The following is a 14,592-nucleotide window of genomic DNA, read 5'->3' on the forward strand; positions in this document are numbered from 1 at the left end:
CCGATGGACAGCCTTTCTGAAAACAAGATATTCCCGGTCTTTACTTTTTATGCCTTGGTAAACGAGTTACAGCAGTTCGCACACACTGCCGACGATGTCGGTGCACGGTCCACGCATGTACGTCGGGAAGCCATTGGAGAACTCTAGCGACGCCATCAGGACGCCGTCTTCGCTCTCGGTCGGCTGCGCCGCCAGCACGGTGGTGCCGCGGGCAACGCGCTCCTGTACATAGGCGCAATCCGCGCCCGGACAAAGCGAAATGACAATTCGGCCGCCGGTGCATCCGCTGATGGGGGCCAGCGCCGAGCTCAGCTCGATTTTCTTCGAAGCGCACACGACCACCACTTCGCCCTTGACGACCGTGTTCATATCGTCCGAACAGAACACGACGCCACGGTCAGCGACCACTTCATGTACTTTCTTATCTTTTTCGGACAGAAAGATATTTTCCGGCGGAATGATATTTTTATCCAAAACAGCGATCACTGCGGCTGGCAACAGGTCACCCTCGCCCAGGAAGGCCACACGAATCTTATGTGCCACAAAAATCACCCTCTCTACATCATGAAATTATTACCCGTGTTTTATTATAAGACCGAAAAAGTGAAATTTGCAACGCTATTTCATGCATTTTCCAAGATTCGTTGGGTCTTACAAATCTTCCTCCATCTGCTCCGCAGCTTTGAGATAGATTGCACATTCTAAGCGTTTCCGCTCCATTTCGCAGCCCAATTCGTACGGGATGTTCATATCTCCGTTCATATTGTAATTGGCCGCGCTGCATCCGCCGCTGCAATAGAACTTCGCCCAGCAGTCACGGCACTTCTCGCGCGTGTAAATATTCATGGACGCAAAACGCTGCGCGATGTCCAGATCGAACGTGCCCTCGAGCACATTGCCCTGCTTGAATTCTTCCTTGCCGACAAACTGGTGGCACGGATAAATGTCGCCATCCGGTGTTACCGCGACGTACTCATATCCGGCGCCGCAGCCGCGCAGACGCTTGACCACACACGGCCCCTGGTTGAGATCGACCATGAAGTGGAAGAAGGTAAACGGCTTGCCCTGCTTCTTGCGTTCCTCCATGATATCGGCCAGGCGGTCATACTCGGCAAAGATGGCGGGCAGGTCTTTTTCGGTGATTTCATACCCGCAGCCGTCCTCGGCCGAAACCGGCTCAACCGACAGGCTCGGGAAACCGGCGTCCGCAATGGACAATACATCGTTTGCAAAGTCCAGGTTTTTGCCGGTAAAGGTACCGCGGGCATAGTAGTCCTTATCGCCGCGTCCTTCGACAAGCTTCTGGAACTTGGGCACGATGATGTCATAGCTGCCGCCGCCATTGACCGTCTTGCGGAAATGGTCATTCACTTCGGCGCGGCCGTCAAGCGACAGGACCACATTGTCCATGTTCTTGTTGATGTAATCGATCTTGTCGGCATCGAGCAGAATGCCGTTGGTCGTGATGGTAAAGCGGAACTTCTTACCGGTTTCCGCTTCGCGCGAACGGGCATAATCGACCGTCTGGGTCACGGTGTCCCAGGCCATGAGCGGCTCGCCGCCAAAGAAGTCCAGTTCGATGTTGCGCCGTGCACCCGAACGGGCAATGACAAAATCGATTGCCTTCTTCGCGACTTCGACTGGCATGATCTTGCGACCTGTGCCGAAGTCGCCCGTCGAAGCAAAGCAGTATTTGCAGCGCAGATTGCAGTCGTGCGCCACATGCAGACACAGCGCCTTGACCGGCGCATCGGTCGGAATATAGCGGCTGACGTCGATATAATCGTCGTCGGCAAACAGCTGGCCGGCTTTTTTCAGTTCATACAGCTCCGCATAGGCGGCGCGGACCTCATCGGCCGGGAACTGGGACAGCTTGTCCACATATTCCGCAGGACAGGTTTCTCCCATGGAGGCGTCCACCAGGCCGGACAAGGCATAAGTCACATCGTCCAGCACATGGACCGAACCGCTGTTGACATCCAGCAGAAAGTTAATCCCTTTTTTTGAATATCGATGGATCATAAGTATCCTCTCCGTCATAAGATAATCAGGTAAGCCTTATACAGAAAACAGCGAGGCGCGCCCGGGGCACGCCTCGCAGTCATTCCAAAGTTGATTTGCGATTACTTGTTGTGCTCGCACTTCTGGTTTGCAACCGTGCAGGAGGTCTTGCAAGCCGACTGGCAAGAAGTCTGGCATTCGCCGCAGCCGCCGTGCATAGCAGTCTGCTTCAGAGTTGCGGAAGTCAAAGTCTTAATGTGTTTCATGGAACATTCCTCCCATTTTAAGATTTCCGATGTTTTTTGCGTTTCATGCTCGCGCCGAGCATGCCGCCGCACAGGGAAGAAACCGCTGTGACAGCGAAATTGATGCCCACCCGCGGCACACTGATCGCCTGGCCCAGCCAGACCAAACTCAGTACAACCAAGCAGGCAAAGAGCACAAGGCCTGCCGCCATGCCCCAAAGCAGGCGGCTCCGCGCAGCCCGGCGGGCTGCCAACATGGACGCGCACAGATCACCGATCGCCAAGCAGACGAGCGTCAGCATGGGCACCTGTCCCGCTTCTGCTTTTCCGCTTAAAACCGCGAACGATCCGACCGCCATGAGGATCAAGGTAGCGCCCAGGCCAAACAGGACTGGAAAGCCCAAGATCTGGCCGATGGGGGCGTTTTCTACTTTTTTCATAGATTCCCTCCTGCCAAAACCCAAGATGTTCTAAAACAAAGTATTCGGCAGTCCGGGATGATATTACTGTTTCGGCTCTTCGACCTTTTCCACCGGAGCAGCTTCCTTGCCACGGATCGCCCAGCGATACAGCTTGAGCTTGGTGCGGTCGGCCGAGGATTCAATGACAATCACATCATCCTTGATGCTAACGACCTTACCGATAAAACCACCGATCGTCGAAATCTCGTCGCCGACCTGGATGGAATTACGCATTTCCTTCTCCGCCTTGTCACGCTTCCGCTGCGGACGAATCAGGAAAAACCAGAATACAACGAAAAGCAGGATGAGTGGCGCAAAACTGGTCAGAATGGAGCCATAATCGGACGCGCTCGGCATCTGCGTAAGCAACACCATCTACATACACCTCCTTATAAATTTTCACATAGTACCATTTATTATATCGGTTTTCCCGGCAAATTACAAGTCCTTTCCGTGCGGTTTTCCAACATTCTTTTTTACATACGTTCCTTGTCCGAACGCATACGATATTTTATTCCAATTTTGTTTTATTCTTTGCGAAAGGCTGGTGTCTGCATGTTATTCACGGGTGCCTCTGCGCTGCTGATGAGTGCGATTTATTTGATTTTACGGGTACAGGGCGCGGGCGGTTGTTTTCCCCGTCCCTTGACGGCCGAAGAAGAACAGGATGCTGTCCAGCGCATGCTGGAAGGGGATGAACAGGCCCGTTCCCTACTCATTGAGCACAACCTGCGTTTGGTAGCTCATATCGTGAAAAAATATTATGCCGATCCGGCCGATCAGGATGACCTCATTTCCATCGGTACGATTGGTCTGATCAAAGCCGTTAATACATACCGCCCCGACAAAAATGTGAAACTTGCGACCTATGCAGCGCGCTGCATTGAAAATGAGATCTTAATGCACTTTCGCGCCGGGCGGCGGACCGCGAGTGAAATTTCGCTGTCCGAAACACTGGACAGCGATGGCGACGGTAATTCCCTGGCGCTGATGGATGTCATCAGTTGTGAAGATGAGCAGCTGCACCGGGTCGAACTGAGCGACCGGTATCAGCAAATGTATGCGTACATGGACACCTGCTTGGATGACCGCGAGCGCCAAATCTTGCAACTCCGCTATGGCCTGGGCGGAAACGAGCCGCTGACGCAACGGGAGATCGCCGCCAAACATGGCATTTCACGGTCCTATGTATCCCGCATTGAAAAGAAAGCGCTGCACAAACTGTCCGAAGCCTTTGGCGGCAAGCAGCCCTGGTAAGTGTCCTTCCATAGATTCCAACCTTTCCACAGGCGTTTGATTGTGTTATAATGAAGGCAATCCCTTTTGAAATCGACGAACAGAATGGTGGAATCAAACCATGAAAATTACACTTTCCAACGGTGTCCGCATTGTAACCGAGCCGGTCGATTCGGTACGGTCTGCATCGGTCGGTATCTGGGTCGGCAATGGCAGCCGTCACGAACCGGCTGCGCTCAATGGCATTTCCCATTTTATCGAGCATATGATCTTTAAGGGCACTGAAAAACGTTCCGCCCAGCATATCGCCATTGCGATGGATGCCTTAGGCGGTCAGTTCAATGCATTCACGACCAAGGAATGCACCTGTTACTATATGAAAGTCCTGGATACGCATATCAAAACCGGTATTTCCATTTTAGCCGACATGTTTTTAAACTCCCGGTTCGATGCCAATGATATTGAACTGGAACGCGGTGTTGTTTTGGAAGAAATCGATATGTATGAGGATACCCCCGAAGATGTCGCCACCGAGAAGCTGTTTGAAAGCTGCTTTGCAGACAGTTCGCTTGGCCGCCCGATTCTGGGGACCGAAGAAACCCTTTCCACATTCACCACCGAAACCCTGCATGAATATATGCAGAATTTCTATCGCCCGGCGGATACCGTGATTGCGATCTCCGGCAGCTTTGACCAATCCGATCTGGATTACATTTGTTCGCTGTTTGAACCCATGCACGGGCAAGGCCAAAACAGTCTTACCCCGGCCATCTACCGGCCGCAGACCATTGTCCGCCCCAAAGAGATCGAACAAAATCACATTTGCATCGGTTTCCCCGGCCTGCCGGTCCATGCGGAGCAGCGCTATGTCCTGCAAATCCTTTGCGCCATTGTGGGCGGCGGCATGTCTTCCCGCCTGTTCCAAACGGTTCGTGAACAGAATGGTCTTTGTTATGCCATTTATTCTTTTTGTGCCAGCCATCACGACACGGGCATGCTGTCCATTTATACTGCGCTTGGCAAAAACACCGAAGAAAAGGCCATTGGTCTCATCTGCAAGGTGCTGCATGAATTCTGTGCCCAAGGCCCGGTCGGAGATGAACTGAACCGCTGCCGGGAACAGCTGAAAGCCAATGTACTGATGGGCCTGGAGAACACCAGCGCCCGGATGCATCAGCTGGGGCGCGGGGAATTGTATTTTGGCCGCGCCATTGGAGCCGATGAATTGATTGCCAGCTATGATGCCGTGACTGCCGACCAGGTCTTGGCTTTGGCACAGCAGTTATTTGATTTTTCGCAGATCTCTCTTTGCGCGGTTGGACAGACCGAATCCCCCGCTTATTATGCTGGTTTGCTGCAATAAAAGGCCTCCAAAAAAAAATTAAAACTTTTTGCGAAAAAGTGTTGACACTCGCGATTTTGCATGATATTATATATAGGCAGTCAGCGCTGAGGCGCTAACAAAAGAACTGCAAAACGCGCCAGTAGCTCAGCTGGATAGAGTGTTTGGCTACGAACCAAAAGGTCGGGGGTTCGAGTCCCTTCTGGCGTACCAGATTAAGCCGTTATTTCGAAAGAAATGACGGCTTTTTCGTTTTATGCAATACAGCTTCCCCGCACAAAATGCAAAAGAAAAACGGCGCCCCGCAGACCTGCTATGCAGGCTTGCAGGGCGCTTCCCTTTTCAAACTATAAATGCAGCCGACGGCTGATTTCGGATCGAACGGTCCTCCATTGTAGGAGCAGCAGCCCGGCCAAAAGAATGATCGCGACACCGCTGCTAATTAGCGACGGGATGCGGAAATCCATTTGTCCCAACACCAGCAACAGAAACGGCACCAGACCAACCAGGCAGACTCCGACAAACACGCCGGCAAAAGCATGCACCGGCATCCGCATACAAAGCGCCAGTGCCAAAACCATCAGCATACCGACAACGCACACACACGGCAGGACAAAATCCAACGACCACCGGTTCCATCCGGTCAAATGGTCCCACAAAATGGACAGAATAGGAATCACGACGACCTGCCAGCCGATGCTCTGCATGGGGTCGCGGCGGTGTTTGACACCAATGGCAACCGTAAGCCAAACACAGCCTGCACCCATCACAACAAAAAACGACCACCAGACTTCGGGATACAGTTCAAAATTGATGAATAGGCAGGTGACACTGACGACGATCGCCAGCAGAGCCAAAATCCGCAGCACAAACCCGCCGGACACCGGAGGTTTTTCCAAAACCGGGAAGACTTCGGTTTCCGGTTCCGGGGTGCCAATCAATGTGCCGCCGCACAAGGGGCAACATGTTTTATGCCCGGCGATCGTCACTTTGCAATGGGGACATCGTTGCATAGGGCATCCTCCTTATGATATTCGTTGCTGCGGATCTCGATGTCGATTCCTTCCTGCGCTAAATATGCGAAAAACCGTTGCTGTATTTCGGTATTTTCCAACGCAGAGGTAAAACCAAGATGCAAACTGTTTCCAAAGGTACAGGTGCATAACTGTGTCGCGGGCGTGGACATAAAGACACCAAACCCTTTGACATACGGCTGCAACGGCTCTGGGAGATGGAATTTGCCAATGTTGGAGAGTGCCGAGGTTTCTCCGTAATGTGAAATATCTCCCGAAAACCGCAGGACCAGATTTTTTAAGAATAACGGGATGGGACGCAACAACAAGTTATGTTCCAGTGCGGCCAGCTGGTTCATCCGTCTGGCTAGCCGCTCCGGGGTCAGCTCGGTCCGGAAACTTTGGGCTGTGGTCTGCAAAATATCTTCAAAGGTCCCACTGGACGTGTGAAAATCATAGACGATGCGAATGGTGCCAAAAAAGTTTCGGTTGGTTTTGCTGGGAAAATAGCTGCGTAAATCCACAGGAATGGTCAGCACGACCGGACGCTTTTGGTCGCGCACATACATCTGTTCATGGATGACCGAAAACAGAACAGCTGTCAGGTAAACAGTCAACGTGGTATGGTATCGATGCGCCACGTCGAGCACCTGCCGCACATCTGCTACCCCTTCTAAAATGGTGAGCCCACCATCCAGCCGCTTGGAACCTCGCAGATGATATGCCCGGCAAATCGCTTTGCGGTCATCTTTTGGCGCACCTTTCATGGCCTTATAATATTTCTGAAATCCATCCGAACTGCGTTCGGAGACCATCACTTGCGGCACCTCCTGCATGCCGCAATCTGGATGACACAGCAGAAGATACCGTGTGATGAGTGCTTCAAAAAACGCGATCGCCCCCGAGCCATCGGCCAAGACATGGAATACATCCAAACTGATTTTATGCCGCCAATAACTCACGCGGAACAAAAGTGACTGACTGTTTCGATACAAAGCCGCACAGGGCGGAAAGCGTTCGGGCTCTACCAGGGGACGCTTGTCGGTTTGCTCTAAGTAATACCAGAAGATACCGTGCCGCATGACCGTACACATATGAGGATAATAGGGCAAAATCTCGTCCAATGCCTGCTGCAGCAAAGCTGGGTCAACGGCTTGCTGTAACTCACAGGAAAGCCGGAACACACCGGTATTGGCGCCGTGGGAAGTCGCCGGGAAAATCTTAGCGGCATTGTCCAGCCTACTCCATTTCAGGAGTTTCTTTGGTGTTTTCGTCATGGGATGCCACTCCATTCAAAAATTGATTGATGAGCGTAAAGGTATCGCGTACAGCACGGAACCGTGCCGGCAGAGAGAAATACCCATGCAGCGTATCCGGCATACGGTGGACCTCGACCGGATTCCCTGCTGCGCGCAAAGCTTCTGCATATGCCTCGCCCTCGTCCCGCAAGGGGTCATATTCGGCTGTAATCACCAAAGTGCGCGGCTGATGGGTCAGGTCCTCTGCCAGAAGCGGTGCAAAATAAGGACTATTCCAGTTTTTTTCGTTCTCTCCGGCATATAGCCGCATATAATCGCTGACTCGCTTGGAGGTCAACAAATAGTCCTGGCCATTTTCATGGACGGAAGCAAAGCGCGAAGTCGGACTGTGATCGTTATACGTTGCCGGATAGAGCAAGATTTGTTCTGTAATGGAAAATTCCCCGCGGTCCCGCGCCAGTAGCGAAACCGCTGCCGCCAGATTGCCGCCCGCCGAGTCACCGACCAACGTGATTTCCTGCGCCGAGATGCCCAGCTGTTCCGGATGCTGATGGAGTGCTTTGGCCGCGGCATAACAGTCCTCCAAGCCTTCTGGAAATGTATGCTCCGGGGCAAGGCCATATTCGACCGAAGCGACCAGGCAGCCCGTTTGATTTGCCAGATTCCGGCACACGGCATTGTATGTATCGATGTTTTCCAAAACCCATCCGCCGCCATGGAAAAACAGAAGCACGCGATTGCGCTGCTGCTTATGCGGCCGATATAAACGAACGCGCACCGGATGGCCATCCCGCTCGATCTGCTGATCCCAAAAATGATAGAGCGGTGACAGGGGCGCCCGTAAGTTCCCCAATGCACGGGACACCTTATAGGTTTTTTCCACATCAATATTGGCGGGATACGAAAGTGCCTGTAAAGCTGCACGCATTGCTTTATGGATCGCCATGATATTCCTCCTTCACGTGCGTTTTTCATTCAGATGAGTGCCTGTTGGGATTCTCGATACCAGAGAGAAAAGCCTGTCGGTCTGTACAACAATATCTCTTTTTAGTATAGCACTCTTCCAGAGAATTGGGAGATAAATTTCCGCGTAATCCAGCATCCTCTGCGTTGTGCGCAGAGGATGCTTAGATGCGATAGCTGCTCATTTTTTATCCCAGCGGCTTGCCGCTTCCCCTTGACGCCCTTTCGGTTTCATGATATTTTCAATATGCTGGTTCTTTTTATAGCATCAAAAATCATACCAAATCGGTTATTATTTGCGCAAAATTTACCGGAAATTTCGAGGAGGAATCACCATGCTTCGTTTTGCAGTATGCGACGATGAGGAAGATCAATGCAGGCAGATCGCAGCGCTGTTAAAAAACTATCTCGACAGCCACTCCGACCTGCAAGGTCAGGTGATGACCTTTTGCAGTGGTGATGCCCTGTTAGCGCAGGCCGAAGAACAGGGCGGCTTTGATTTGTATATCCTGGATATCCTAATGCCCGAACTCAACGGCATTGATACCGGCCGCCAGTTGCGGGCCCTGGGGGATGGCGGGGAGATTGTCTATCTGACCAGTTCCAACGACTTTGCCGCTGACAGCTACGATGTCCGCGCCTTTTTCTATCTGCTCAAACCGATGGAGGAAGCCAAGCTATTTCAGATCCTCGATGGAGCGGTGGAAAAACTGAACCGTCGGCGAAACAGCGCCATTGTAGTCAGTACAGCAGACGGCTCCCGGCGTATCCTGCTTGAGCAAATCCGGTATGTGGAGCGGGTAGGACGCTGCATGCACTATTCCTGCACCGACGGTACAGTGGATTCTCAGAGCATTCGGGTTCCCTTTCGGGAAATGGCCGCTCCCCTTCTGGCAGACCCGCGCTTTTATCTATGCGGAGCCAGTTTTGTCCTGAATTTTCAACACGTAATTGGCGTAAATGGGCGGACCGCCCTGCTAGACAACGGGCAGACCATCGCCCTGCCCCGGACGGTTGCAACAGACTTCAAGAAAGCCTGGGGGAACTACTGGCTGAAGGATGAAAACGTATGATCGAACTGTTTGTCATGGAGTACATGACAGCACTCGGTATGACCATGGTGCTGCTCTTTTTGGATAGCCAGTATCCTCGACACCGCACCATCCCGGCAGTCTATGGCACGATGATTGTGGCCATGGTAGCAGTTGCCATCATATACTGGGAAGCCGGTATGGAAACCATTGTGCGAATCTATCCCTTGATTGTCCATACTCCAGCCTTTCTGCTTCTCTTGAAACTAAGCCGTTTTCGAGGATGGCGGCTGATCTTTCAACTGTTCTCGATCATCCTGTTTTGTGCACTGATCCAGCACGGTACCGGGTTGGTCTATTATCTGTCCGGAGGCAACGTCTGGATATGTATTCTGGCCTATGTCGGCCTTACCGCCGCAGTGATTTGGTTTCTGCCTCGCTTTCTGCGGCCCCTGTTTTTTCAGGCACTACTGGAATTGCAACGGGGCTGGTGGCTCATGTGTCTGGTGCTGGCGGCGTATTATGTCATCATCATCTATCTCATCCCCGGCTATGTGGGATCTACTCGGAGCAGTACCATTCTCAAACCCGCTATTTCGTTGCTGATGGTAGGCTTTTACTCGATTTTGATGTTTCTATTTTCCAGCATCCAAAAGGAGTCCGAAGCCCGGCACAACGCCCAGCTGTCCGGCCTGCAATTGTCTGCTCTGCAAAGCCGGATGGAGGCCGTACACGTCGCCGAAAACGCCATCCGTACCGAACGACACGACCTGCGCCATCGGCTGCAAACCGTATCCGAACTGATTGCCCGCGGGGAGAAAGACCTCGCACTCGATTTTCTGGATTCCTCTCAAAGGCGGCTGGATGAACAGAAAGAAATCCGCTGGTGCCGTCCGCCGATACTGGACGCGGTATTTTCGTCCTACTTCGAACAGGCCCAGCTGCAAAACATCCGTGTGGAAGCCACTCTCTCCCTACCGGATACGTTGCCGGTGGATGAAGCAGAATTGGCCGTCGTATTGGCAAATGCCTTGGAAAATGCCATTCACGCCAATATGAAATTGCCCGACAAGCAACGTCAGATTTGTTGTAAGATGGTCGGAACCCCCACGCTGCTGCTGAACATTTCCAATCCTTATGTTGGAGAGATTGCTCTGGATCATGAGGGTTTCCCGATTTCCCACCAGGAAGGCCACGGCCTTGGAATGCAATCGATCTCGGCCTTTTGCCGCAAGCACGGCGCCGTTTGTCAGTTTAAACTAACAGATGGCTGGTTCCGATTGATGCTGGTTTTATAACAGACCGATATACAAACAAAAAGAACGCTCTCTCCATTTATGGAGGGGGCGTTCTTTTATTTTTTTGCTCTTTTGACACGCAATCCAAAGCAGATTTTGCACAGACAAACGCAAAATTTGCACCTCTTCTGGAAAACATCCATCAAAATCTTTAAACTGGAAACCGTAAATCCTGTATTTATCGAATTTTAATCAACTGTTCCAGTATGCTCAGGGCAATCGGCTTGACATGCGGTGCACAAGACTGAAACAGTTCCAACACTTTGTCGCATTGATAATTGGGAGACTCTGTTGAGGCGGCGCAAAAGATATGTCCCAAATCACATTGCAGCTTGTCACAAAGCAAGGCATAAATATCTAATGTCGGTTTTGCATGTCCATTTTCAATGCGAGACAGATAAATTGTGGTAATATCAACCATCTCAGCCAGTTGGTCCTGCGTCAATCCCCGCTCTAGTCTCAGCGCTTTAATTCTATCGCCTATCAGCTTATAGTCGATCACAATATCATCCCTCCCCAAACACTTTAACAAGGTTGATTGCCGCTTGAAATAAACTAATAGTTTAACTTGCTTTTATAGTTTAATGTCCGCTATAATATATTCATCATTGCTGCCATCAAAGGAGAGACCTATCTGTGAGTAGGATGTGGAGTTTTTTTGAAAATTTAGATGAAATGGTATATGTGTCTGATATTGAGACCCATGAACTGGTTTATATGAACCGGCATCTGCGGGAATCTTTGGGATACCAGACCCCGGAAGAGTATGTCGGGAAAATGTGCTATACCGTTCTGCAAGGTTCCTCGCGGCCCTGCCATTTCTGTACGAACTGCCAACTGCAAGAGGGGAAATTCGTCTCGTGGACACATAAAAACCCGGTGCTCAACAAGCGTATGCTGCTGAAAGATACGTTGATTTGCGAAAATGGGCGGCATTACCGTCTGGAGATCGCCATTGATGCCGATTCCGAAGTGGCCTGCAAAGCCACCTACTACTATGCCCGCAGTGAAACCCTACTCAATGAATGCATCCAGCAGATTTTTTCGACGGCCAACGCCGAAGAATCCATCCATAAAATGCTGGCCTATCTCGGCAAAGCTTTCTCCTGCGACCGGTCGTATATCTTTGAACTCACGGATACAAAACTGGCCACCAACACCTATGAATGGTGCGCCGAGAATGTGATGCCCCAAAAAGACTGCCTGCAAAATGTCCCAATGTCGGCGATCGACTGGTGGCTCTCGCTTTTCAGCGATAACAAAGTCACGGTGATTTCCGATCTGGAAGACATCCGCATGACCTATCCAGAATCCTATGCCATCTTAAAGCCGCAGGATATCCACTGTTTAGCAGCTGGTCCCATCATGGCAGAAGACAAAATCATTGGGTTTATCGGGGTCGACAATCCGGATAAGAACAGTATGCCCATGATCGAGTCGCTTTTAAATGTCATTGGCTATTTTACCTGCACTCTTTTGCAGCGGCGCGATTTGCTGCTCCATCTGAACAATCTCAGCTATCACGACCAGCTGACCGGCGCGCTGAATCGTCACGCCCTGACCGAACTCTATGGCGATCTGCCGATGGAATCGCTTGGTGTGTTCTACTGTGACATTTCCGGTTTGAAAAAAATCAATGACACACAGGGACACGAAGCCGGCGATCAGCTCATCTGCCACTGTTATGAGCTCCTGCAAGAGACTGCCGATACCGACCTGGTGTACCGCACCGGCGGGGATGAGTTCGTGGTCCTCTTCCCCAACCGGACACAGGCGGATTTTCGCAACACCCTCCGCGGACTCCAACGGCGCATCCGGGAGGATGAATTCCACATTGCCGTTGGTTCTGCCTGGTCGGATACCCAGCCACTCAACCTGGAAAAACTCATCGCACAGGCCGACCAGGGCATGTATCAGGATAAACGCGAGTATTATCATACAAACCGCTGCCTTTCTGGGGTACCGCATCCCCGCTTGGAAGAAACACCGGACACCAAACCCCACACCCAAGCCGACACGCCGTTTCAAACCTTTTTGGCGTTGTCCAACTGTGATACCGAAGCCTTATTCCAATCGGTTTCGCAAGATAATGACTCCAGCTATTTCTATTTAGGGGATATGCAAAATGACCTGTTCTACATATCAGATAATATGCGGGACGATTTTGGCTTTCAAAGCAATCTGGTGTATGGTCTGCTTCGATTATGGGCAGACCGCATCAGCACCCCGGAGTTTCAGGATATCTATTGGCAGGACATTTCCGGCATGCTGCGTGAAAAACGCACGCTCCACGATTTACGGTATCGGGTGCGGGATGTTCTGGGAAACAATCATTGGGTCCGCTGCTATGGCATCTTGAAATGGAATCAAGAACGGACCAAGCCGATTTTCTTTTCCGGCCGTGTCACCCATCAGGACGCCAATTTTGTGGTCGACCCCATCACCGGATTCCCACGGGAACATGCGTCTTTCCAATCGCTGGAGCAACTGCGAACCACAGGCGAAAAAACGTGGGTGATCGGTTTTGGTCTCAACGGCATGACCGAGGTCAACAGCACCAACGGCCGGGAGTATGGCGACCGGCTTTTGAAAAAGATGGCCAACGCCCTGATGGAAAACTTCTCTTGGAAAATGTCCTTTTACCGTCTGGAAGGCGTCCGCTGCATGGCGATCGTGCATCCGGTCTGCGTGGAAGAAGGGCCGGAGCATCTGGTCGAGCAAATCCAGACGATTGTAAAAACATGCTATTCCAGCATGGATGTGCTGGTCAAAAAGCCTTGCTCCTTTGGACTGATCGAATATCCGAACGAAAACATGGGCCCAGAAGATCTGGTGGAAACACTGGTTTCGCTCATCCGGGTCGCCAAGCAAGAACCCAAGCTTGCCTATGTGGATTATTCGACGCAAAACATCCAGCGCATCAAGCAAATGTCCAACATGGTGTTGGCTCTAAGCCAGGATGTTGAAAACAATATGGAGCATTTTCGAATCGTGATTCAGCCGGTCGTATCGGCTGCTGATGGCTCGATCATTGGCGGCGAAGTGCTGCTGCGGTGGACCTTTGAAGGGAAAGCCATCTCACCTGCGCAGTTCATTCCCATTTTGGAAAAGGACGGCTTGATCCAAACGGTTGGCCGGTGGGTCTTTGAACAGGCGGTATGTACCTGCACACGCCTGCATGCGTACAAACCGACCTTTTATTTGACGTTTAATGTCAGCCTGCACCAGTTGTCCGACCCGCTGCTTTTGCCGTTCATGAAAGAAACGCTGGAAAAATACCGGCTGAACGGTTTCCATCTGGTCGCGGAACTGACCGAAAGTTCTCTGGATGAGCAACCCGAACAGCTGGACTGCTTTGCCGAAGAGTGTCAAAAGATGGGGATTTATATTGCACTCGATGATTTTGGCAGCGGCTATTCTTCGCTGCGCATGCTGCTGCAATATCCATCCAGCATCATCAAGCTGGACCGCTCGCTGGTGCATGAGGTCACCGAATCGGAAGCGAAGATGAATTTCATTCGAAGCATTGTTTTTGCCTGCCATCAGTTTGGCAAAACGGTTTGCATGGAAGGCGTGGAGCATGCCGATCAAAATGAAATCATCCGCAACACCGGGTGCGATATGATTCAGGGATATTATTACTATCGGCCCATGGAAGTTCGTGACCTGTATCAACTCATCAGCGAGCAGAAGCATGTGGGAAATCAGCATCCGCTTGGTCCGAACGGTCCGCAGGCATAATC

General features: G+C 51.4%; 14 protein-coding genes and 1 tRNA gene. 6 read left to right on the forward strand and 9 right to left on the reverse strand.

From position 1 onward, the window contains the following. Nucleotides 1–66 precede the first annotated feature (66 nt). The 5 genes from EFB11_RS11950 to yajC all read right to left on the reverse strand — a co-directional run bounded on the left by EFB11_RS11950 (nucleotide 67) and on the right by yajC (nucleotide 3,082). Entirely contained in the window at nucleotides 67–543 is a 477-nt protein-coding gene (locus EFB11_RS11950; RefSeq protein WP_164706750.1) for a hypothetical protein, read from the reverse strand. A gap of 108 nt (nucleotides 544–651) precedes the next feature. Continuing rightward, on the reverse strand, nucleotides 652–2,022 hold the full coding sequence (gene scfB / locus EFB11_RS11955; RefSeq protein WP_122790429.1) for a thioether cross-link-forming SCIFF peptide maturase: 1,371 nt from the start codon (nucleotides 2,020–2,022) through the stop codon (nucleotides 652–654). A 101-nt stretch (nucleotides 2,023–2,123) separates the two neighbouring features. Then, nucleotides 2,124–2,267: a six-cysteine ranthipeptide SCIFF gene (scfA, locus tag EFB11_RS11960; protein WP_122790430.1), complete on the reverse strand. Its 144-nt coding sequence runs from the start codon at nucleotides 2,265–2,267 to the stop codon at nucleotides 2,124–2,126. A gap of 17 nt (nucleotides 2,268–2,284) precedes the next feature. After that, nucleotides 2,285–2,686 carry a TIGR04086 family membrane protein gene (locus EFB11_RS11965; protein ID WP_122790431.1) on the reverse strand — a complete coding sequence of 134 codons (402 nt, stop codon included), beginning with the start codon at nucleotides 2,684–2,686 and terminating at the stop codon, nucleotides 2,285–2,287. Between the two features lie 63 nt (nucleotides 2,687–2,749). Continuing rightward, complete coding sequence (gene yajC, locus EFB11_RS11970; protein ID WP_243115226.1) at nucleotides 2,750–3,082, reverse strand: preprotein translocase subunit YajC; 333 nt, start codon at nucleotides 3,080–3,082, stop codon at nucleotides 2,750–2,752. 180 nt (nucleotides 3,083–3,262) lie between these two features. Between yajC and sigK the strand changes: the two genes are divergently transcribed. From sigK to EFB11_RS11985, 3 genes are all read left to right on the forward strand, one after another. Continuing rightward, nucleotides 3,263–3,964, forward strand: coding sequence for an RNA polymerase sporulation sigma factor SigK (gene sigK / locus EFB11_RS11975; RefSeq protein WP_122790432.1), 702 nt, complete (start codon nucleotides 3,263–3,265; stop codon nucleotides 3,962–3,964). Between the two features lie 100 nt (nucleotides 3,965–4,064). After that, nucleotides 4,065–5,306: a M16 family metallopeptidase gene (locus EFB11_RS11980; protein ID WP_122790433.1), complete on the forward strand. Its 1,242-nt coding sequence runs from the start codon at nucleotides 4,065–4,067 to the stop codon at nucleotides 5,304–5,306. 115 nt (nucleotides 5,307–5,421) lie between these two features. After that, nucleotides 5,422–5,498: transfer RNA gene (locus EFB11_RS11985), tRNA-Arg, on the forward strand. Nucleotides 5,499–5,632: 134 nt separating this feature from the next. Here the strand turns inward: EFB11_RS11985 and EFB11_RS11990 are convergent. From EFB11_RS11990 to EFB11_RS12000, 3 genes are read right to left on the reverse strand one after another with little or no spacing between them, the layout of a single operon-like run. Then, nucleotides 5,633–6,298, reverse strand: a complete 666-nt coding sequence (locus EFB11_RS11990) for a DUF6320 domain-containing protein (protein WP_164706751.1) — start codon at nucleotides 6,296–6,298, stop codon at nucleotides 5,633–5,635. After that, nucleotides 6,271–7,575, reverse strand: coding sequence for a hypothetical protein (locus tag EFB11_RS11995; protein WP_164706752.1), 1,305 nt, complete (start codon nucleotides 7,573–7,575; stop codon nucleotides 6,271–6,273). The genes EFB11_RS11990 and EFB11_RS11995 overlap by 28 nt, the downstream gene beginning before the upstream one ends. After that, a complete protein-coding gene (locus EFB11_RS12000; RefSeq protein ID WP_122790436.1) occupies nucleotides 7,538–8,503 on the reverse strand; it encodes an alpha/beta hydrolase in 966 nt (321 codons plus the stop codon). Before EFB11_RS12000 ends, EFB11_RS11995 begins: the two co-directional genes overlap by 38 nt. Before the next feature lie 352 nt (nucleotides 8,504–8,855). On the opposite strand from EFB11_RS12000, the gene EFB11_RS12005 reads away from it, so the two are divergent. Beyond that, on the forward strand, nucleotides 8,856–9,593 hold the full coding sequence (locus tag EFB11_RS12005; RefSeq protein WP_122790437.1) for a LytR/AlgR family response regulator transcription factor: 738 nt from the start codon (nucleotides 8,856–8,858) through the stop codon (nucleotides 9,591–9,593). Continuing rightward, nucleotides 9,590–10,849 (forward strand): sensor histidine kinase, encoded by a 1,260-nt coding sequence (locus tag EFB11_RS12010; protein WP_122790438.1) that lies wholly within the window; start codon nucleotides 9,590–9,592, stop codon nucleotides 10,847–10,849. The genes EFB11_RS12005 and EFB11_RS12010 overlap by 4 nt, the downstream gene beginning before the upstream one ends. Before the next feature lie 178 nt (nucleotides 10,850–11,027). Here the strand turns inward: EFB11_RS12010 and EFB11_RS12015 are convergent, their stop codons facing one another. Beyond that, a complete protein-coding gene (locus tag EFB11_RS12015) occupies nucleotides 11,028–11,351 on the reverse strand; it encodes a helix-turn-helix domain-containing protein (protein ID WP_206424187.1) in 324 nt (107 codons plus the stop codon). Nucleotides 11,352–11,494: 143 nt separating this feature from the next. Here EFB11_RS12015 and EFB11_RS12020 point away from each other — a divergent pair, with 143 nt between their 5' ends. After that, complete coding sequence (locus EFB11_RS12020) at nucleotides 11,495–14,590, forward strand: bifunctional diguanylate cyclase/phosphodiesterase (RefSeq protein ID WP_122790440.1); 3,096 nt, start codon at nucleotides 11,495–11,497, stop codon at nucleotides 14,588–14,590. Nucleotides 14,591–14,592: the final 2 nt, after the last annotated feature.

Source organism: Intestinibacillus sp. Marseille-P6563 (assembly GCF_900604335.1).
Classification (GTDB): Bacteria; Bacillota; Clostridia; order Oscillospirales; family Butyricicoccaceae; genus Butyricicoccus_B.

Bases quoted from the DNA above. Each gene is read 5' to 3' on its own strand.
- scfB (WP_122790429.1), bottom strand. From the start codon at position 2,022: ATGATCCATCGATATTCAAAAAAAGGGATTAACTTTCTGCTGGATGTC.
- scfA (WP_122790430.1), bottom strand. From the start codon at position 2,267: ATGAAACACATTAAGACTTTGACTTCCGCAACTCTGAAGCAGACTGCT.
- EFB11_RS11965 (WP_122790431.1), bottom strand. From the start codon at position 2,686: ATGAAAAAAGTAGAAAACGCCCCCATCGGCCAGATCTTGGGCTTTCCA.
- yajC (WP_243115226.1), bottom strand. From the start codon at position 3,082: ATGGTGTTGCTTACGCAGATGCCGAGCGCGTCCGATTATGGCTCCATT.
- sigK (WP_122790432.1), top strand. From the start codon at position 3,263: ATGTTATTCACGGGTGCCTCTGCGCTGCTGATGAGTGCGATTTATTTG.
- EFB11_RS11980 (WP_122790433.1), top strand. From the start codon at position 4,065: ATGAAAATTACACTTTCCAACGGTGTCCGCATTGTAACCGAGCCGGTC.
- EFB11_RS11990 (WP_164706751.1), bottom strand. From the start codon at position 6,298: ATGCAACGATGTCCCCATTGCAAAGTGACGATCGCCGGGCATAAAACA.
- EFB11_RS11995 (WP_164706752.1), bottom strand. From the start codon at position 7,575: ATGACGAAAACACCAAAGAAACTCCTGAAATGGAGTAGGCTGGACAAT.
- EFB11_RS12000 (WP_122790436.1), bottom strand. From the start codon at position 8,503: ATGGCGATCCATAAAGCAATGCGTGCAGCTTTACAGGCACTTTCGTAT.
- EFB11_RS12005 (WP_122790437.1), top strand. From the start codon at position 8,856: ATGCTTCGTTTTGCAGTATGCGACGATGAGGAAGATCAATGCAGGCAG.
- EFB11_RS12010 (WP_122790438.1), top strand. From the start codon at position 9,590: ATGATCGAACTGTTTGTCATGGAGTACATGACAGCACTCGGTATGACC.
- EFB11_RS12020 (WP_122790440.1), top strand. From the start codon at position 11,495: ATGTGGAGTTTTTTTGAAAATTTAGATGAAATGGTATATGTGTCTGAT.